The sequence below is a fragment of the Paenibacillus agaridevorans genome, from assembly GCF_003112455.1.
GTDB lineage: Bacteria > Bacillota > Bacilli > Paenibacillales > Paenibacillaceae > Pristimantibacillus > Pristimantibacillus agaridevorans.
Map to the genome: position 1 here is coordinate 20,612 of NZ_BDQX01000108.1, position 20,021 is coordinate 40,632.

General features: G+C 45.4%; 15 protein-coding genes. 14 read left to right on the forward strand and 1 reads right to left on the reverse strand.

The features are described 5' to 3' along the window. Positions 1–2,208, forward strand: a 2,208-nt coding sequence (locus tag PAT3040_RS11375; protein ID WP_181376560.1) for an S-layer homology domain-containing protein, incomplete at its 5' end; no start/stop codon positions are given. Between the two features lie 176 nt (positions 2,209–2,384). Here the strand turns inward: PAT3040_RS11375 and PAT3040_RS11380 are convergent. Then, a complete protein-coding gene (locus PAT3040_RS11380) occupies positions 2,385–3,281 on the reverse strand; it encodes a 3-hydroxyacyl-CoA dehydrogenase family protein (protein ID WP_108992745.1) in 897 nt (298 codons plus the stop codon). 244 nt (positions 3,282–3,525) lie between these two features. Between PAT3040_RS11380 and PAT3040_RS11385 the strand changes: the two genes are divergently transcribed. The 13 genes from PAT3040_RS11385 (at position 3,526) to PAT3040_RS11445 (ending at position 19,824) form a co-directional block, all read left to right on the forward strand. Then, complete coding sequence (locus tag PAT3040_RS11385) at positions 3,526–5,271, forward strand: sensor histidine kinase (protein ID WP_181376561.1); 1,746 nt, start codon at positions 3,526–3,528, stop codon at positions 5,269–5,271. Beyond that, entirely contained in the window at positions 5,268–6,923 is a 1,656-nt protein-coding gene (locus PAT3040_RS11390) for a response regulator transcription factor (RefSeq protein WP_108992747.1), read from the forward strand. Before PAT3040_RS11385 ends, PAT3040_RS11390 begins: the two co-directional genes overlap by 4 nt. 93 nt (positions 6,924–7,016) lie before the next feature. After that, positions 7,017–8,063, forward strand: coding sequence for a phosphotriesterase family protein (locus tag PAT3040_RS11395; protein ID WP_181376562.1), 1,047 nt, complete (start codon positions 7,017–7,019; stop codon positions 8,061–8,063). Positions 8,064–8,080: 17 nt separating this feature from the next. Then, complete coding sequence (locus tag PAT3040_RS11400; RefSeq protein WP_108992749.1) at positions 8,081–8,866, forward strand: amidohydrolase family protein; 786 nt, start codon at positions 8,081–8,083, stop codon at positions 8,864–8,866. Beyond that, complete coding sequence (locus PAT3040_RS11405) at positions 8,863–9,714, forward strand: amidohydrolase family protein (RefSeq protein WP_108992750.1); 852 nt, start codon at positions 8,863–8,865, stop codon at positions 9,712–9,714. Before PAT3040_RS11400 ends, PAT3040_RS11405 begins: the two co-directional genes overlap by 4 nt. Next, entirely contained in the window at positions 9,714–11,198 is a 1,485-nt protein-coding gene (locus PAT3040_RS11410) for a hypothetical protein (RefSeq protein WP_108992751.1), read from the forward strand. The genes PAT3040_RS11405 and PAT3040_RS11410 overlap by 1 nt, the downstream gene beginning before the upstream one ends. Positions 11,199–11,225: 27 nt before the next feature. Continuing rightward, positions 11,226–12,422, forward strand: a complete 1,197-nt coding sequence (locus PAT3040_RS11415) for a M24 family metallopeptidase (protein WP_181376563.1) — start codon at positions 11,226–11,228, stop codon at positions 12,420–12,422. 13 nt (positions 12,423–12,435) lie between these two features. Beyond that, positions 12,436–12,813, forward strand: coding sequence for a sensory rhodopsin transducer (locus tag PAT3040_RS11420; RefSeq protein ID WP_108992753.1), 378 nt, complete (start codon positions 12,436–12,438; stop codon positions 12,811–12,813). A gap of 258 nt (positions 12,814–13,071) precedes the next feature. After that, on the forward strand, positions 13,072–14,757 hold the full coding sequence (locus PAT3040_RS11425; protein ID WP_108992754.1) for an extracellular solute-binding protein: 1,686 nt from the start codon (positions 13,072–13,074) through the stop codon (positions 14,755–14,757). 85 nt (positions 14,758–14,842) lie between these two features. After that, on the forward strand, positions 14,843–15,742 hold the full coding sequence (locus PAT3040_RS11430; RefSeq protein ID WP_108992755.1) for an ABC transporter permease: 900 nt from the start codon (positions 14,843–14,845) through the stop codon (positions 15,740–15,742). 17 nt (positions 15,743–15,759) lie between these two features. Next, positions 15,760–16,644 (forward strand): carbohydrate ABC transporter permease, encoded by an 885-nt coding sequence (locus PAT3040_RS11435; protein WP_108992756.1) that lies wholly within the window; start codon positions 15,760–15,762, stop codon positions 16,642–16,644. 37 nt (positions 16,645–16,681) lie between these two features. After that, positions 16,682–17,728, forward strand: coding sequence for an SGNH/GDSL hydrolase family protein (locus PAT3040_RS11440; protein WP_108992757.1), 1,047 nt, complete (start codon positions 16,682–16,684; stop codon positions 17,726–17,728). Between the two features lie 5 nt (positions 17,729–17,733). Next, entirely contained in the window at positions 17,734–19,824 is a 2,091-nt protein-coding gene (locus PAT3040_RS11445) for a hypothetical protein (RefSeq protein WP_108992758.1), read from the forward strand. Positions 19,825–20,021 lie beyond the last annotated feature (197 nt).

Below are 20,021 nucleotides of genomic sequence, written 5' to 3' on the forward strand. Positions count from 1 at the left end.
AACGAAAGGGGAACGATCAACGACGCTTATAGTACCGGGTTCGTCAACGGCATCTCTGAAGTCGGGGGACTGGCGGGGCGGAATGTCGGCTCCATTAATCGCGCCTACTCCGTAGGCAAAGTCACGGCAGCCGAAGGCAGCGTGGGCGGACTGGTGGGAAGAAATTTCGAACCCGTCATTTCCGGTCGTTACAATAGCCAGACATCCGGTCACGGCGATGCCGACAAAGGCACTCCCAGAACGACGGCGGAGATGAAGCAACGGGCAACTTTTGAGCCGGATTGGGATTTCGTTCATATTTGGACCATCGAAGAAGGAAAGGTTTATCCCGCTTTGCGAGACATTATCGGCAATATCGGACGGGATGTCGCTCCCCCTACAGTTGTCAGCGCAGTAATGGATGTCGAGCAGCCTGATCGCATACTCCTCCACTTCGATGAAGAAGTTCGCTTGACGGACGCGGACGGGGTCATGATAGAATCCGACGGAGTCGGCACAACTATTATCGATGTAGAAGGAGAAAGTACGAAGACTCTTGCCTTTACCGTATCCGATGCGTTCGAGCAAGGGGCGGAAGTGATCTTTTCCTACGATGCTCTTTTGGGCAATATCGTCGATCTGGCAGGCAACCCGCTGAGCAGCTTGGCGGGCAAGAATGTATATAAGCTGCCGGTGATCGGAATCATGATGAAGAAAGCGGACGCCAGCGACTATGAGGACGGGGGTTGGACAAACCAAAGTGTGACCGTAATCGCTAATGTCGGGGCGGGAGCCGAAGACATAACCGAGTTTTTTTATACATTGAACAGGGGTTTGGAGCAAGCTTATACGAACGGTTCGCCAATCGTGATAACAGAGGAAGGGACCAACTCGCTTATCTTCCAAGTTACGGACAGAGCGGGCCAAACCGTATCCGTTGAGCTGGAAGTGAAGATCGATAAGTCGCCGCCATCGGTTGTCTATGAGCCAAGCGGCAGCGAAACGCAAGCTGCATCGGCTTCGCCAACGGTAACGGCAGATGATGCGGCGAGTGGCGTGAACGCCTCTACGCTGCAATATGTTTGGACAACGGATACATCGACCCCGTCTTCGGGCTGGGAGCCGTTCGTGAGTGGAACCGGCCTGGCGAAAAGCGGCGTAGACGGAGACTGGTACCTGCATATTCGGGTGTCGGATGCTGCGGGCAATGAGAGCGTTCGGGTATCGGATCGGTTCCGGTTGATGTCCCGAACGGGAAGCGAAGGCGGAAATTCAGAAGCAAGCGGATATCAACTGCCGAAGGGTACTTATTTGGTAGGAATGAACGGAGGAACGGTGACTTTTGACGGGGGTCAAATCTTCTTCCCAGCGGGTGCCATCAGCCGTACGTTCTATTTGAAGATTACCGAGGTTGCCGATCCGAATACTTTGCCGTTGTCCGACGGACAACGACTGGTGAGCAGAGTTATCGAAGTTACGAAGGATCAAGCTGGAAAGTTTGATAAAGACGTTGGCATCCATATCCAATTTGATGTCGAATCGGTACGGGATGAAGAGACGGAAGTCCTTCTATGCTGGCTTAATGAAGAAACAGGACAGTGGATGCCACTGGATAATCGTAAAGTAGATTGGGAGAAAGGTATCGCAGGCGGAACGACCAACCATTTCACCAAATTCGCGGTCATTGCGGTAACTGAAGAAAAGGCTGAGTCAGGCGTCCGTTTTACAGATATCCAGGGTCATTGGGCGGAGAAGTCCATTGTGAAATTGGCGGAAAAAGGCGCGTTGCACGGTTATACCGATGGCAGCTTCATGCCCGATCTCGAGATTACCCGGGCGGAATTCGCCGTGATTCTGGTTCAAGCACTGGATTATACCGACAAAGAAGGCAAGACGTTTAACGACATGGCGAACCATTGGGCCAAGCAAGCCGTCTCGACGGCTCATGCTTATGGGGTTGTTCACGGCTATAACGACAATACGTTCGCTCCCGACGATCCCATTACGCGCGAGCAAATGACGATGATGATTATGAATGCTCTGCAACTGGAGACTATACCATCCGTTAGAGCTTTTGCGGATCAAAACAAAATTTCGAAATGGGCGAGGGAAGCAGTCGCTGCCGCGGTGGAAAGCGGACTGATTACCGGCTACCCGGACAACACGATAAGACCCCAGGCTCACGCGACCCGTGCGGAAGCGGCATCGATTATTGGGCGATTGTTGTAAAGAAAATATGACATGCTCGGATATCATTAGTGGCGGCTCTGTCGCCACAATGATATCCTTCAATCGCGCAGCCGTCCGCAACCTCAGCGAGCAGCAATCCTTCAGCCAATACATCCTTAATTATGCCGTTGAAACTGCCAATAGGCGTCCGTACAGCACTTGCGGTTACGACATAATTAGTTGTCATTTAGCTCATCATTCCCATTTTGTTTCCAAGCAATCAGGCGCTGTAGATTTTTGTTCATGTCCGCTGCGGCTGCATCGGGATCGTCATACTGATAATAGCCGCTGCCGCTCTTAACTCCGAGATCTCCGCAAGCGACCATCTTCTCGATTGTTCCGGGAGTATCGGTGCTGATGCTTAATGCTGGGAAAAGTTGTCCGGTCACTTTGGCCCATATATCAAGCCCTCCCAGGTCTGCAATCTCAAATGGACCTTTTATTGCCCATCGAAGTCCAAGTCCTTCACTTACCACCGTATCGATTTGTGCGGCATTGGCTACGCCGTTGTCCAGCAAGTAGCAGGCTTCTCTCATTAAAGCAGCTTGTAGTCGATTCGCGATAAAGCCAGGGATATCCTTATTTAGCACAACGGGCGTTTTTCCGCATTTCCGCAGCAGAGCTGCGAGCTCTTCCAGGATCGATGGCGGTGTGGCGGGCAAGCCAACCATTTCGACTAATGGAATTAGATGTGCCGGATTAAAAAAATGGACAATGACCATTTGATTAGCAAAGGGCAGTTCTTGCGCCAATGTCTGAAGAGGAAATGTTGAGGTGTTTGAGGCTACGATCGCCTCATGCCTGATGGCTGAGGCCAGCTGCCTATAAACCTCGCGTTTGACGGTAAGCTGCTCAGGAACAGATTCTATAATAAGATCAGCTTTTGCAACCGCTTTCTCGAAATTATTTGTTAACTGGATGTTTAAGGTCCCTTTGTTCAGTCGGTTTTTTACGCTACGTAACATTTCATCATTGGGCTCGTACAGAGAGACCTCATAACCATGCTCCGCAAATAAGCTGGCAATTGCCAACCCCATCGTTCCCGCTCCTAAAACTCCGATATGCTCGATCATTCGAATCCTCCTTGGTCTGTCGCCTGTTATTATTTTACTCAAAACTATAATATAGTCATAATAGATTTATAGAATACGATTTATTCGAAATATCTATATATCCTTTTTCGCCCAAACTCGCAGGTGGAAAAAAGATAGTAGAAGTAGAAAAAAGTTAGTGTCGTGAGGAAAATGGAGGCGATATAATTTTGTATGATACCAAAAATATTACAACTCAAAAACGGGCCAGATGGAGTTGAGAGATTTGAGTATTTTTAGAAATCCTAATATATTTCTGCGTATATTGTTCCTCTTTCTGATTGTTATATTGCCCATCTATATTTTGGTGTTCACGATTAACCATACAAGCGGCTCCATACTTCGTAATGAAATTGCAAGTTCCATGGAATCGAGAATCAGTTCCTACTCGGAATTGATTGATTCCGAAATTAATCACATCGCCCAGTTGAAAACGGATTATCTGGCCGATGAAGATTTGCAGAAGCTGAGCACTGTTTCGATTGCTTTAACGCAATATGAGCGACTAGCAGCGATTAAACGATTGTCCAATAAACTTTTTATGTTTAAAGAGTCGAGTCGATTTATAGAAGATGTTCAAATTTACATCCCTAATATTCAAAAAACAATTCGAGCTTCCAGTTACTTAGAACCTATGGAGGAAGACGAAATGTTGATGATCCGTGAAACAAATGCCAATAGAAGTCCCCGAATTGCGGTGTGGAAAGAACAATTAATTCTCGCTTTGTATGATCCCCCTTACTCCGGCGCAAGATCGAATTTTTATTTTAAAATCATTTTGTCCCCCGAACGCATGAAGCAAACTCTGGTGCAAATAACGGCAAAAGAAGATGGAAAGTACTTTCTAATCGATAATGCCAATACTTGGATGTTATCCAATACTTCAAGCGGTGTGGGGTTAGCTGCTGATTTTCAGGATGTTTTGGAAGGAAATACGTTTCTTCATGGAAGCGGCTTTTATAATATGTCATTGGATGAACAATCTTATCTGGGTGCCTATCGAAGCTCTAAATATTTGGATACAACACTGTTGGTAGCCGTTCCTGAACGACAGATTTTTAAAGTTCTCAATCGATTTACCTATCTTTTCTGGTTTTTATCGATTGCCGCCATATTTGTCGTTTTATTTTTTTCTTATCGCATGTATCTCATTATCCATCGTCCGCTGCAGGTATTCGTTCGTGCATTGCGCAGAGTAGAAGTTGGAGATCTGAATGTGGCGCTGCGACACGATAAGCATGATGAATTTCAGTATTTGTACGGTCAATTCAATTTGATGGTAAATCGGTTGCGAGAGCTGATCCATGAAGTGTATACGCAGCGTATATTGTCTCAACAAGCAGAATTAAAGCAATTGCAGTCTCAGATCAATCCTCATTTTTTGTATAATACGATATTTATGCTGCATCGAATGGCCGCCTCTTATGGCTTGCCGGATGTGACTCGTTTTACAGATCTTTTAGGAAAGTATTTTTTGTTCCTGACACGAACCGGTGTCAACGAGATTTGTTTAGACGAAGAATGGAAACATGCAAATGTATACATCGAAATTCAAAAAATACGTTTTGCAGATCGTATCCGAATAGAGTGGCCCACTCTTAACGAGTCCTATCGGAAGATCAAAGTGCCTAGAATGATCATTCAGCCGCTCATCGAAAATGCTTACAAGTACGGGCTGGAGAAAAAAGGAAGAAACGCCATTCTACAAGTAAATATCGTCAAAACGCAACAGGATACTCTTTTGATTTCGGTGGAGGATAACGGCAGCGAGTTAAGTGAAGCAAACTTAAATCATTTGAGAAGCCTGCTGGCAGAAGGAATGAATGAACAAGAAATAACGGGGTTGATCAATGTTCATCGCAGGCTTCAAATCTATTTTGGCGTACCATTTGGCTTGCAGTTTGAGAGGAGCGAGCTGGGGGGACTGAAAGTAACGATCGAAATTCCGAATAGAGGGGAAGATGAAAAGTGAATCGACTATTAATCGTGGATGATGAATCCATTATCGTGAATGGGTTGGTGGATTTATTTGTGCAGCAAGATATGCTGCCATTAGAAGTATATGGCGCTCATTCCGCAGCGGAGGCATTAAAGCTGCTTTCGCAAATCAGAATGGACATCGTCATTACTGACATAGGAATGCCTGAAATGGATGGTCTGGAGCTGCAAAAACGAATCAATCAAGCATGGCCGCAATGCAAAGTTATTATCCTTACCGGGTTCAGTGAATTTCAATATATTCGAGATGCTTTGCGGAATCAAGGGATTGACTATGTGCTGAAAGGCGAAGGCGATGAAGTCATATTCAAGGCTGTGGAAAAGGCGATAGAGCTTAATAAAGAAGAAGTCAAGATGCAAGAGTTGATCGCGCAGGCGGGCAAACAGTTGCGTCAGACAATCCCTTTGCTGCAAAAGGAGTTCTTGCAACATATATTGCAAGGGGATTTATATTCGATCTCAAGACTTGCCGAGCATTTCGCCGAGCTGCAAATCCCGCTTCATGCAGATCATCCGGTCATGCTGGTTTTAGTAAGAGTTGACAGCTTTCGAGAGGAATACAGCATTTATGATCGCAACTTATTAGTCTACAGTATACAGAATGTAGCCCAAGAGTACTTGCAGTCATCTCTCACCTTGCTCCCGGTTGAACTGAACCCTAGCAGAATGTTGTGGTTTATTCAACCCAAGATCCCCGCATCGAATCCATTCGTTACTTGGGCAGACAGCAAAAACTTTTTAATGGGAAGTCTGGAGCTCATTCAACAAACCTGCAAGGATTTATTGGGTACGCCGCTTTCTTTCATTTTGCAAGAAAGACCGACACCGTGGCCGCGGGTTAGCGATGTGTACGGGCAATGCACGAAATGGATGTCGCGGGGACTTGGTTTGGGGTCGGAGTTTCTATGGGTGTATCAGGAGAAAGAAGAAAAAGTTTGCGAGCCCAAGCTAACATCCTTAAATGACAATCACCTTGGTAAACAGTTGGATCAGTTGAGGCTGTATCTTCAGAATGGACAAAAGGAAAATTTTGAAACGGTATTGTCCGACATTCTGCTTACAGGCTCCGACCATGCAAATGAACCTAGGATAGAACAAGAAATCTATTATTCACTCATTCCGATATTTCTTTCTCACATGAATCGCTATTTTTCGGAAGAGGTTGGATATCATTCGAATATTAACAAGTTAACATCATTGGAAGCGCATACATCGTGGGGAGACATTACCGACTTTTTCAAGGAGCTATCGTCGGCTATATTTGCCGAAAAGAAAGTAGGCATGGAGCATGAGGAAAACGTTGTTATAAATAAGGTGCAGAAGTACATACAACATCATCTGGACGGAGATCTGTCGCTCGTGAGAATTGGCGATGTCGTAGGACATAATTCAAAGTATTTATCCCGGTTATACAAAAAAAGTACGGGAGAGGACTTGTCAAGCTATATTAGCCGAACAAAGTTGGTGCACGCGCAAACTATGCTGCAAGAAACATCCTTGAAAATTTATGAGATTTCAAGCGCTGTCGGATTTTTGTCAGAACCGTATTTCTACCGATTTTTCCGCAAGGCAACTGGAATGACTCCTCAGGAATATAGGGAGATCCATTCGGTGGACAGAAGATAGGAAAAGTGGAAATCGGTGAGTAGTCTGCCTTTGAACAGTCTATCTATAATAAATGATGTAAGGCGATTGTTATTTATGCAGGGAGGACTGCCCATGTCTGTAATGACAGTAACCGGCAAGGTAGATAAAGATAATCTCGGCTGGGTGCTGCCTCACGAGCATGCTTTTATTGATTTACGCAATCTTGTGCCGTCGCCGCAAACAATCTCGGCCAAATCAATGGCACAAGAAAAAGTAAGTTTGACTAATTTGGGTCACTTGTCGCGCAACCCATACGCTGTGCTGGATAATGCCGTGATCGATGACGAGAAGGTTGTCAGAGAGGAACTCCTGGCCTTTAAAAAAGCGGGCGGAGGTACATTTGTTGATCTGACCCTTCGCGATATCGGGAGAGACCCGGTATTGCTTGCAGGCGTGTCGCGGGAGACGGGAATCCAAATTGTTGCTGGCTGCGGTTATTATATCCATGCGTCCCACCCTCCGAATATGGATGCAAAAACAATGGAGGATATCGCAGAAGAAATGCTGGCGGAGATCAACTATGGGATAGATGGGACGAATATTAGAGCAGGAGTGATTGGCGAAATCGGCACGAGCGAAATCATCTATCCCAATGAGAAAAAGTCGTTGATGGCCGCGGGGTTAGTTCAGCGGGAAACGGGATTAGGACTGCATGTGCATACCTATTTGTGGGGCACAACAGGGCATGAGGTCATCCGGATTCTGAAGGAGCAAGGAGCTTCAACTGAAAAAATATGCATTAACCACATCGATGTTGATTTGCGGATGGATTATTTGAGAGCGTTGCTTCAGCAAGGGGTATATATCGAATTTGATAATTTCGGCAAGGAATTTTATGCCGACAGAAGGCACAGAAGTATACTGCAAGGCTTGTTCGCCAGAGATATTGAGCGTGTAAAAGCGATCAAGCAGTTAATCGATGAAGGTTATCTGTTGCAAATACTGGTATCAAACGATGTCTGTCTGAAAACCTGTTTGCATCAGTATGGAGGCTGGGGGTTCGACCATATACTGACGAACATTGTGCCGATGATGGAAGACGAAGGGATAACACAAGAACAAATCCGGATGATGATGTGCGACAATCCAGCCACATTTCTGAACAATCCATTCGATTGAAAAAAGGGGGGGAGAAAATGCGGATTATCGATTGCAGTTGCTCCATTGGATTTAAAACGATTAATTATGAGGTCGTCAATCATGAGCATTTGCTTGTTCGCGAAAAAGTGAAACAAGTGCGTGACGCGGAGGAATTGCTAATTGCGATGGACTATTGTGGCGTTGACCGCGCAATAGTTGGTCACAATACGATGGCGGATGTCGATCCGGATTACGGAAACCGGGCATTGATTGCAGAAACGGCTAAAGCGCCGGAACGATTAATTCCTACATGGACAATTCTGCCTTCCATTACGGAAGAACAGTACGCACCGGAACATTTATTCCCGGCAATGAAAGCAAGTGGCGTAAAATTGCTGAGGGCATATCCGGAACGTAACCGATATTTGTTAAATGGCGTTGTCATGGGTGATCTTCTGCAAGAACTCGTTGCTGCCCAAATTCCACTGTACCTGTCGTCTAGCGAGGGATGGGATGGCATATACCAAGTGTTGCAGGAATACCCGGATCTTACGGTTATTCTCTATAACTACGGCTTGTGGAGCCATTCTCGGCTGACATTTCCGTTGCTCAAAACTTACAAAAACTTTTATATCGAGACCGGAGATTTGCAGACCGCCGGAGAGATAAGGGAAATATGCAATAAATTCGGTTCGGAACGTTTGCTCTTCGGTTCTGAATTTCCGAGCAATGGGATAGGCGGTCCATTAGCGACGCTGTTCGGATCGGGCATTGCAACCGAACATCTGGAGAACATCGCTTATCGTAATGCGGAAAGAATGCTAAGTGAGGTGAAATTATGAGTTTGCAAACAATGACCAGTAAATCGCTTCTGGCGAAAGAGTTTTTTGAAACGGGCCGCTTGAGCAGCATTTCGATCATTGATATGCATACCCATATGGGTGCTTTTTACGGCACTTATTTACCTGAAGCGAAATTGGAAATGATGATCAAGGCGATGGACAGACAGAATATCGAGTGGATTATCTCGGCGCCGCATAGTGCCTTGTTTGATCCTATACGCGGCAACTCGGATATCCGCGCTGCTATGCGCGAATATCCCGGAAAGGTTTATGGCTATTACGCGGTAAATCCGCATTATGATCATGATCTGGATCGTGATCTGGAACAATTTGATAGCTTCGAAGGTTTTGTGGGGTTCAAATTTCTTCCAGACTATCACAAATATCCGCTTAACGGGGAGAAGTATCGCAAAATATATGAATTTGCGAACGAACGTGGTTTATTGCTACTTTCGCATACATGGGGACATAGTCCATATAATCCTCCGCAGATGATTGCAGAGCTGTCACGCGAATATGAGAATATCCAATTCCTTCTGGGTCATTCCGCGCCCGGGGAAACGGATTATGCGATTTCACTTGCCAAGGAACGTCCTAATGTTTACTTGGAATTGTGCGATACCGGACGTCTTAATGGGGTTGTCTTGAAGATGGTGCAGGAGGCATCCTCTGAGAAGGTGCTGTTTGGAACCGATTTTCCTTGGTATGACCCCCATTATATGCTGGGCAGCGTGCTCCTGTCCGGCATTAGCGATCAGGATATCGAGAATATTATCCATCATAACGCAACTCGCTTGATCGCCGTCATCCAGGCCAAAAAACAACTTAGGAAAGGTTTGAATCGTTAATGTCAGATATCATAGAGTCGTTTGAAACGGCTAAAGGCAATACATTCGGAGATTTATTGACGTTAAAAGAGAAGAACAGCTCATTGAAGATCGGCGTGCTCACGGTTGGTTTCTTCGAGTACTGGCGCATGTTCCCCGGAACTATGAGAGCCAATGTAAATGAGGATATGACTTGCGTCTATACCCATTTATGCGAAGCTCTGGATCAAGATACAGTTATCTGGCCAGGTTTAATTGATACGCTTGACGCAGCGGATAAAGCGGGGAAGAAGCTGGCTGAAGAAAGAGTCGATATAATCGTATATGTTGCAGGCACCTATTGCCCGGATTATATGGCGATCCAGGCTTTGGAGCATATTCGCCATGCTCCGGTTATCCTGTTCAATACGCAATACAGCAATAAAATAAATCTGCAAACCAATTATGAAAACATTCTTAGAAATTCTGCTTTAATCGCCAGTCTTCAATTGGCAGCCACATTTAGAAAGATGGGATGGTACCCCGATTTAAAGGTTGTTGTTGGTTCAATCCGCGATTCGGCGGCCTACGGAGAAATAAAGAAGTATATACGGGCATACAAGGTTTTTCATCAACTGAAAAATACGAATATCGGTGTTATTGGTCATGTATTCAGAGGCATGTACGATTTCGAATACGACAAGACGATGATCAAGGGAACGCTCGGGCCCAATATTATTGCTATTCAGGTCGACCACTTGCTCGATCAGTTTAGTCAAGCTGACGAAGAAGAAATAAAATTGATCGAAGCAGAAACGAAGAGCAGGTTTAATATCGTGGGACTAAGCGATAACGATGTCTATCAATCATCAAGATTTTACGTAGCGCTTCGGAAAACGCTTGAGCGATTCCGATTGGATGCGCTTACGCTGCTCGGTCAGCATTATGTAGAACAGAAAACGGGAACGACCTCCTACTTGGCCAATACCATGATCCATGAGGAAGGCAAGTATATCGTGAATACCGAGGGGGATGTACATGGTCTGATCATCATGACCATCATGAATGAGCTCAGCGGACAAATGCCGACTTATGCCGAGTGGGGCGAATATGATGAGGAGCTGAATGCTCTGCTCATGGTTCATCATGGTTATGCGAACACCAATTATGCAACCGACAGAAATACGGTTAAGGTGAACCGTTCGCCTGAACAATGGGGATTGCAGGGAGCGGGATTTGGTTTCGAATATACACTTATGCCCGGAGAAGTGACGATTAGTCATCTGATCATTGATGCGGAAGGTTATAAAATGCTTATTGTAAAAGCCGAGGCTTTGCATATTCCAACCAACATTCCTTGTGAGGAAATTACAGGCGTTGTAAGGTTTGATACTCCAATCAAGCCATTTTTGACTACGCTTATCAAGGAAGGATTTGCTCATCATTGCATTATTGCATACGGCGACCTTACGGAGGAACTTTCGATGATTGCCGATTTTATGGGAATAAGAAAAGTGATCTATTAAAGTATGGACTTGAGGAGGGGGATACATTTGATTAAAATTCCCAATAAAGAATTTCTAACTAGAATCGAAAACTTAAGAGAACTCATGAGAGATCAAGATTTGCAAGCTTGCCTGATTTATGGCGACGAGTACAGGAAGGAAAACCTGCGTTATATGGGCAATTACTGGCCCTTATTCGAACGAGGGGCGGTAATTGTTCCGCTCAGCGGCGATCCTATTATTTTAGCTGCGCCGGAAGGGGAAATGTTTTGTCGTGAAATGAGCGTTTGGCCGGATGTTCGACTGTTACCCGAATTTAATTGTGTAACTGTACCCGATCATATTGAGTACCCGCTCGCTCATTATACGAGCTTGACCGCAATTAGCAAACAACTGCAGGATAGCCATTCCCTCCACAAACTGGGTGTGGCGGGGATAGATGCGATTCCCGTACCGTTAATGAATATCATCGAGTCCAGTTTTGAAGGGATTGCAATCGTGGATGCAGCCGATTTGTTGTTTAAGCTGAGGATGAACAAGTCTGCGAACGAGATTGCTTGTCTGCAGGAGGCCGCCAGAATTGCCGATGCAGGCTATAAGTTAATGATCGAACAGGTAAGGCCGGGGATGACAGAGCTGGAACTGGCCTCACTGGCTTATGGCGAATGTACACGTCAAGGAGCGGAACATATGCCGTTCTGTCTGATAACCAGCGGCGATCGGGTCAAGACGATTATCGGGCGGCCTTCGAGCAAAGTGATTGAAGAGGGAGACATGATCCTGGCCGCTATAGCCGTACAGGTCGAGGGGTATATAGCAACTGTGAACTTCCCGTTTGTTGCCGGGACAATGACAGAAGAGCAGAAGGCATTTATCGATGTTCTCGTCGAAGCGGAGGAAAGCGGGCTTGCCCGGATTAAAGCCGGCGCCAAGCAGAGCGATGTGGTACGCGCTGTTAAAGACTGTTTCCAGAAGCATGGAATGACGCAATATGATTTATACCCGCCGCTCCACGGTTGTGGCCTGGCGGAAGCCGAATCGCCGTACCCGGACGAGAATTCCGCCGCGATATTTACTGCAGGTATGACCGTGAATACGGATGTCAGTTTGTTTGGCCATCCTCATGGCTCCAACCGGATTGAAGAAAGTCTTCTGGTCACCGATAACGGTTATGAATCGATGTCGAAGCTGGTCAGACATCTCAGCAAGACATGGAGAACCATCAGGGAAATATCGGTGAACTGAGGAGGAATCGTGCATGAACAAAGAAGGTGCCCGGAATTGGTATGTAATTGATGGATATTTGCCATACAAGGGGAAAATGGAACAGGATTTGCTTGAAGGCCATGAAGCCATTATGATACTGAATTGTCATGATGTTGATGCCACTATATTCATGGATATTTTCTATGAAGATCGAGAGCCTGACCAAGATATCAAGCTAAACGTAAATGCCAGAAGAGTAAAGTGTATTCGCATGGATCATCCTGAAGAGATTGGCGGAATCGCACTGGATAGACAAGTCCAATATTCCCTTCGTTTCCGCAGCGATATCGAAGTCATTATTCAGTATGGCAGAATGGATATTGCCCAACCCAATTTGGCCTATATAGGAATGATGGGATATTCGGAGTGATTGGTAAAATAGCATGTAAAGATGGGAATTTGCCGCTTAATTGGATGGATACAATCCTGATTACAGCGTTCGAATTCCTTTCTTTGCGTTCTCTATTCATATCGTTTTTTTGCATGGATTATACGAAATATAAGGTAGTGGACAGAAGATATTAAATGTGGAAATTAGAAAGTGGTTAGCGGTTATACCCGCTTGTATAATTTTAAACATATCAAGGATATTTCCTTTGATAAATCCAATTCCAAAGGGGCATAAAGCATGAAGAGAAAAAGGATCGTTATGACAACAATTATATTTGTGTTATGCGTGTTGGCGCTGTCTGCTTGTTCGAACGACAAAAATGGGAACAAAGGCAGCGAAGCGACATCGTCGCCAGCACCGTCGGCAACTTCCGAACAAACGGTTGTGATTGATCCTTTAGGCAAATATGATTCACCTATTTCGATGACTACGGTAAGACGAATTGATGCAAGCATGAATCTGCCGAGTGGTCAAACCTATGAAAAAAACGTGTGGAGCGATGCGATTCTTGAAGAGTTGGGCATTGACATTAAAGTGCAATGGAGTGCGGATATTGGCCAATATGACAGCAAACTGAACGTGACGATGGCTTCCGGGGATTTGCCTGATTTAATGCGCGTCAACGGCCAACAACTGCAACAACTGGTCGAAACCGACAGTATAGCGGATTTAACAGAAATATTCGATCAATACGCTTCGGAAGAAACAAAAAAGCAGTTTGCGGTCGGAGACGGGATTGCGCTTGAGCAGTCGTCGGTTGGCGGAAAGTTATATGCTCTGCCTAATACGGCATCCGCGATCGGCGGAGCGGGCGGCCCGCTCATCTGGGTTCGGGCGGACTGGATGAAGAAATTAAATCTGCCAGAGCCTAAAACAATAGAAGATTTTATTCATATAGCAAAAGCTTTTACAAATGATGATCCGGATGGCAATAACATGAAGGATACGTATGGTTTCACATTTGACAATACAGTTAAAAACAGCGGATTATCAGCTTCCGGTTTTTTTAATAGCTTTCATGCTTATCCGGGGTTGTGGATTGAAGACAACAATGGCGGACTTGTGTATGGCAGTACACTGCCGGAAGCCAAAGAAGCCCTTCTAGCGTTGCAACAACTGTACGCCGAAGGGGTTATTGATCCCGAATTTACGGTCAAAGATGCAGCCAAAACAATCGAGATGATCGCTTCAGGAAAAGTAGGAATGATCAATAGCGCGCATTTCTTTGGCCAGTTAGGTCCGCATCAATTAAAGGATAATGATCCAAAATCCGAATGGGTGCCTTACCCGCTGCCGTCTATTGATAATGAGCCCGCTAAGGTTGGCTTGAATGCGCCTGTTCTTGAGTATTACGTGGTCAGAAAAGGTTACGAGCATCCGGAAGCTATCGTCAAATTATTTAACTATGTCTTTGAAAAAACGGTAGGTAAAGATGCCGGCAAGGAGACCTATGACCGTTTCATGTATGATCCTGAGGATGGCAGCATTCAATTATGGAAATTGGCTCCCGTATTTTCCAATGACGCAACCGATCTTCCGTTTCAACAGTTTATAGATGCCGTTGACGCCAATGACGAGACTTTGGCTGTGGATCCGACAGCAAAATTGCTTTGGGATAATCGTTTGAAAGCGATTAATGGCGAAGGCAGCGTATATGGATGGGCATTGTATTATCCCGCCTGGAAAATCTTTTTCGATATTATGGATAAAGGCTTATTTGTAAACGACGGTTTCTATGGCGGCAATACGCCGACCATGACGGATAAATCGGCTACCTTGGCAACGATGGAACTCGAAGTATTTACAAAAATCATTATGGGCGCGGTTTCAATTGATGAGTTTGATAAATTCGTGAAAGATTGGCATGCACTGGGTGGAGATCAGATTACTAAAGAAGTGAATGAGTGGAAACAAATGCAATAACAATAAGTATTTATTGCGTGCATGATTAAAGTATAGCAAGGGCGGAACATTCTTTCGCCCTTGTCTATGACGAAGGGGGTTAAATATGCGATATAGGAACTGGGCGAGAGAATTGCCCCTTCATGTGATGATTATACCAGCACTTTTTATTCTAATCCTATTTGCCTATGTACCGATGACCGGCGTAGTCATTGCTTTTCAAAAGTTTTATCCTGCTTTGGGGATATCAGGTTCGAAGTGGGTGGGTTGGGATAACTTCGAATTTATGTTCAAATTGCCGAATACGATACAGGTTTTGTGGAATACGGTTATCATTGCGGTGATGAAAATTATTGTAGGAATTGTGCTGCCCTTGATTGTCTCTATATTGTTGAACGAAGTCAATCACAAGCTTACCCGTTCAGGCATCCAAACCCTTATTTATTTACCGCATTTTTTATCTTGGGTCGTACTGGCAGGCATTCTGATTGACATTCTATCAATGAAGGGGATTGTGAACCAATTTCTTCAATTCGCCTTTGGTGTAGATCCTATCTTTTTCCTGGGAGACAATAACTGGTTTCGTTTCGTCGTGGTTGTATCCGATGCATGGAAGGAATTTGGATTCAGCACGATTGTATACCTTGCTGCCATTGTAGGCATAGATCCCGCTTTGTATGAATCGGCCAAAGCGGATGGAGCAAATCGATGGAAGCAAACCTGGCATGTTACCATTCCGGGGATGATGCCCATTATCGTTCTGCTTACAACATTAAGTATGGGGAATATTCTGAATGCCGGTTTTGATCAAATCTTTAATCTTTATAGTCCTGTCGTTTATGAGACGGGAGATATCATTGATACACTGGTCTATCGAACCGGTTTGGTGGAGATGAGCTTTGGCGTTTCAACAGCTGTAGGGCTGCTTAAATCCGTTGTTTCATTAATATTAATATCGCTTTCGTACTGGTGTGCCTATCGATTTGCAAATTATCGCATTTTCTAAGTTTGGAGGAAACAACATTGAATGCTCATGCGGGACAATTGGAAAAAGTCGCAACTGTGGTTATCTATGTGTTTTTAATTGGGCTCGCTGTTTCATGCGTCTTGCCGTTAATTCATGTGTTAGCTATTTCTCTCAGCAGCGCTTCTGCGGCTGATGCGGGAATGGTTACGTTCTGGCCCATTGATTTTACTTTCCAATCCTATCAATATGTCATTGGAAAACAACAGTTTCTCGACTCCATGTTCATTTCGGTAAAGAGAATCGTACTGGGAGTTACGCTTAGTATGTTGCTGACCCTGTTAGCGGCATATCCATTGTCCAAAGAAAAAAACAGCTTTCGATTTCGAACCCTTTATGTATGGGTATTCGTGTTTACGATTCTTTTTCATGGGGGTCTTATTCCTTGGTATATGACGATCCGGTCTGTAGGCATGCTGGATTCGATATGGGCTTTGGTTATTCCTGGAGCGGTTCCGGTATTTAATGTCGTTCTTTTGCTTAATTTTTTTCGTAATTTGCCTAGGGAGATTGAAGAAGCGGCATTTGTCGACGGCGCCAATCACTGGGTTATTCTATTCAAACTGTTTTTGCCGCTCTCGGCCCCTGCGCTTGCAACGCTTACGCTATTTAGTATTGTAGGGCATTGGAATGCATGGTTTGACGGGCTCATTTTAATGAATAATCCAACCAATTATCCTTTAACCAGCTATTTGCAGACCGTTGTCATAGGCAGGGAACTTAGTCAATTGTCGCCTCAGGATGCGATATTGATGTCCAGTATTTCGGATAAGACATCCAAATCGGCACAAATATTCGCCGCGTGCCTCCCGGTGCTGCTCATCTATCCTTTTCTTCAAAGATACTTTATTAAAGGTATCGTATTGGGCAGCGTAAAAGGGTAAATCTATTAACGAAATTAGGAGTGATTGGCTGCAGATTATGAATGATCAAAATGAACTAAAATGGATTTCTCCTGCGGACGTTCCCTTTTTAGTATCAGGATTTGCATGGTGGAAAGAGGAACGCAGCTTTCGGCGTCTGCCTGCGGCAGCCCATGGAACTATTCGCAGCGTGCTCGACGAGCTGGCGAACAATACTGCCGGGGGGCAAATAAGATTTCAAACGAATGCGGCTAAACTGGTTGTCAAAGTGAAGTTGTTTGGAACTAATCCTTATGATCATATGCCATCAACCGGGGTTAATGGATTTGATTGTTATTTTGGTCCTCCGGGTTCTCAACTTTATTTTGGAACTACGCGTTTTTCTCATGATGCAGAGCAATACGAGAGCATATTGTTTGAATCACTTGAACCGGAGCTTCGCTATATTACACTTCATTTTCCGCTTTACCAAGGTGTGCATGAGTTGCAAATAGGTTTGAACCCAGATGCAATTATCGGCAATTTCCCGCCGTATGATAATGAAGGCAAGATCATTATATATGGTACATCGATTACTCAAGGGGGATGCGCGTCACGCCCTGGTATGGCTTATACTAACATTTTGAGCCGGAAGATTAATATGGAATTTATAAATTTAGGTTTCTCAGGAAATGGAAAGGGCGATTCAAGAATAGCTGAGCTCATTAGCGAGATTGAACTCCCAAAATGTCTTGTGCTTGATTACGATGCAAATTGCGATACTCTTGATGAATTAGCTAAAACGATGCCTGAGTTTATACGAATAATCCGTAGCCGTCATCCAGTGCTGCCGATTCTCGTTGTATCGCGGATTCCATTTGGATTTGAACATACACAAGCACAATCCTATCAAGAAAGAATTGAAAGGATGACCTTCCAACGAGAGCTTGTTAAAGAACTAAAAGAAAACGGAGATGACTTTATTTTCTTTTGCGACGGTGCAGAGTTAATTGGAGACTTATGGAACGAATGCACTGTAGATGGAGTTCATCCTTCCGATTTGGGTTTTTTGCAGCTTGCGAATGGTTTGGCTCCAATCTTGAAAAACATATTGTCTAGGGAGTGAAAGTTGTGGAGAAGCTCAAGAACGGAAAGGTTTTTATCTGGATGCAATTGCTAGGCTTCGATAGAGAGGACTCCGATCGCGGGGCTGCGAGGTTTTTAGACCAAACTGGCTTTCTACCCGATGGCGCATGTGCGCTGCTGTTCCACCCCGATTTCGTCAATCAGTACAAGGGGATGGACGAGGAATACGAGCTTCCTGCCGATAATTGTGCTTATTACGGCATTCCGCGCAATGCGGAACGTGAAAGGCAGCCTTGGACGAATTACAACCTTCGCGACCTTTCCGGCAACTTGTCTGACAGCGGAACCGGGCTTTACGCGGGTATCATGGGGGTGTCCATCGGAGATTCCTTTCACCAAGAATGGATTAGTGATCATCCAGAATTACAGTTTCATACGAGAGGCGGCAAACGGCGCGGTTTATTTGCGCTCAAACGCTTTAAAAATGGCGCTTACTACGAGGATTTTTTCGTAGAGCAGCTTTGTCGTACGCTAGTTGATTATGGATTTAAGGGTATACATCTTGCGGACGGTTTTAGCCCAAGCGGAAACATCTATCATGGCGACTACTCGACCGATATGGTTACACAGTTTATCGACCATACAGGGCTGATTCTGCCTGACGGTATTGTTGCGGCTCTTGGGGATGATGAAGCGGAAGCGGAGGACGCCCGCGCAGACTGGATTTGGAAAAATGTCCGCGCGGAGTGGATCGAATTCATGTGCTGGCGATGGGAAAGCTTCTTTAAAAAAATCTGCGCGCGCGTTCACGCAATCGGACGCGAAGTGATGGTGCTTGGCATGTACTGTACGGATCCATTCGAGACGAAGTATTGTCTTGGCACGGATTTGGCTCGCATCATGAATGCTGGCGTTGATTACCTCACCGCCAATATTTTGCCGACCAGTTGTTTTATCGCGTCTCCTTGGGATACGCAAGATTACTATTTCCACCGCTATATGGCTATTGCTCCGATTACCGCGGCACATATTCGACAAGGCCATCTGGTTTCGATGGTTGGTCTGCAGGATGCAACTGAGGAATGGGATATGATGAAACATGTGCCCTGTCTGCACGAACGTGATCTTTATACAATGATGGCCTACCAGCTTGCAGAGAAGGGCGGTTCGCGACGTGCTCTTGAAGGTTATTTCCTGTGTCTTGGCGACGGAATCAAACGCGCCGATTGGGACTGGGAACGAGAACGCATGGAAATCGCCTTCTCCGCAGATGTCGATCGAACGCTCTCGCCTACGATGCTCTGGTCCGATCATGCTTATGAGAACATGTTGGCTGAATACATCCAAACACGTCGTTGGACACCTTTCAAGCTATTCTACGAGCTTGCGAAGGCCGGAACTCATTGCGGCGCTTGCGTTCGTTCAGAGGATCTCGATTCGTTTACCGGTACATTGCTGGTTCCTGATTTTGATATGTTGTCGCTAGAAGAACAACGCAAAGTAGCGGCATACGATCGTGGAGCGGTTGTATGTACAGCTCATGCAGGCTTCGAGCCTGCTGCTTACGGTATTCAACCAACCATTTTGTTCGCGGACCGCTTTAGCAATCGGCCGTTGACTGCGTTCGCTTTCGGCGCATCGCCGGATGAGGATACCCGTGCGGCAATCGAAGCTCTGTTAACGCAAGATGACGGCAAACCGAATCTGGAAGGCGATCCCGCCGATGCGCCGGATTTTCCCTATACGCTTGTCGACACTCTGCCATTCGTCAAGGTAACAACAGGCTTTCGCGACGCACTTGCCCGGCTCCTTCTTGATATTGGCGACTGTCCGTTAACCTGCGATAAACCTTATCTGGCCTATCGGCTTAAGGATGGTACATGCCGTCTCTACTTGTTTAATGACAACGACGTTCATTACCGGCGCGCTTTTGTTACGATGAAAGAGCCTGTCGCGGATACACGGACTGTCTCCAGCTTTCCTATTTTGCCGGTCCGTTACAAGGATGCGGCAACAGGCGGGCTTACCCACCATTATGTTGGCGGGTCAACCTATAAGCAGAGTTTTGAGGTCAAGCTTCAACCTGGCGGGGTTACCCTCATAGATGTGTATCCCGAAGCTAAAACCTCCATTTAAGGCCGTTACAATGAACGCTGCAGCCGCTCAGAATCCCTTTCGGGAAGCGAGCGGCTTTTCAAATTATAGGAAGGACACGAAGGGTTTCTTCTTGTCCCTCTAATCAGTAGCCAAAAGATAGTAAAGTGGAAATCGGAAAGTGGTTACCCGTTTAAGAGTGACAGTATAATAAGCTCGTCAGAAGAGAATATCTTCTA

Bases quoted from the DNA above. Each gene is read 5' to 3' on its own strand.
- PAT3040_RS11420 (WP_108992753.1), top strand. From the start codon at position 12,436: ATGAACAAAGAAGGTGCCCGGAATTGGTATGTAATTGATGGATATTTG.
- PAT3040_RS11425 (WP_108992754.1), top strand. From the start codon at position 13,072: ATGAAGAGAAAAAGGATCGTTATGACAACAATTATATTTGTGTTATGC.
- PAT3040_RS11410 (WP_108992751.1), top strand. From the start codon at position 9,714: ATGTCAGATATCATAGAGTCGTTTGAAACGGCTAAAGGCAATACATTC.
- PAT3040_RS11440 (WP_108992757.1), top strand. From the start codon at position 16,682: ATGAATGATCAAAATGAACTAAAATGGATTTCTCCTGCGGACGTTCCC.
- PAT3040_RS11395 (WP_181376562.1), top strand. From the start codon at position 7,017: ATGTCTGTAATGACAGTAACCGGCAAGGTAGATAAAGATAATCTCGGC.
- PAT3040_RS11400 (WP_108992749.1), top strand. From the start codon at position 8,081: ATGCGGATTATCGATTGCAGTTGCTCCATTGGATTTAAAACGATTAAT.
- PAT3040_RS11380 (WP_108992745.1), bottom strand. From the start codon at position 3,281: ATGATCGAGCATATCGGAGTTTTAGGAGCGGGAACGATGGGGTTGGCA.
- PAT3040_RS11405 (WP_108992750.1), top strand. From the start codon at position 8,863: ATGAGTTTGCAAACAATGACCAGTAAATCGCTTCTGGCGAAAGAGTTT.
- PAT3040_RS11430 (WP_108992755.1), top strand. From the start codon at position 14,843: ATGCGATATAGGAACTGGGCGAGAGAATTGCCCCTTCATGTGATGATT.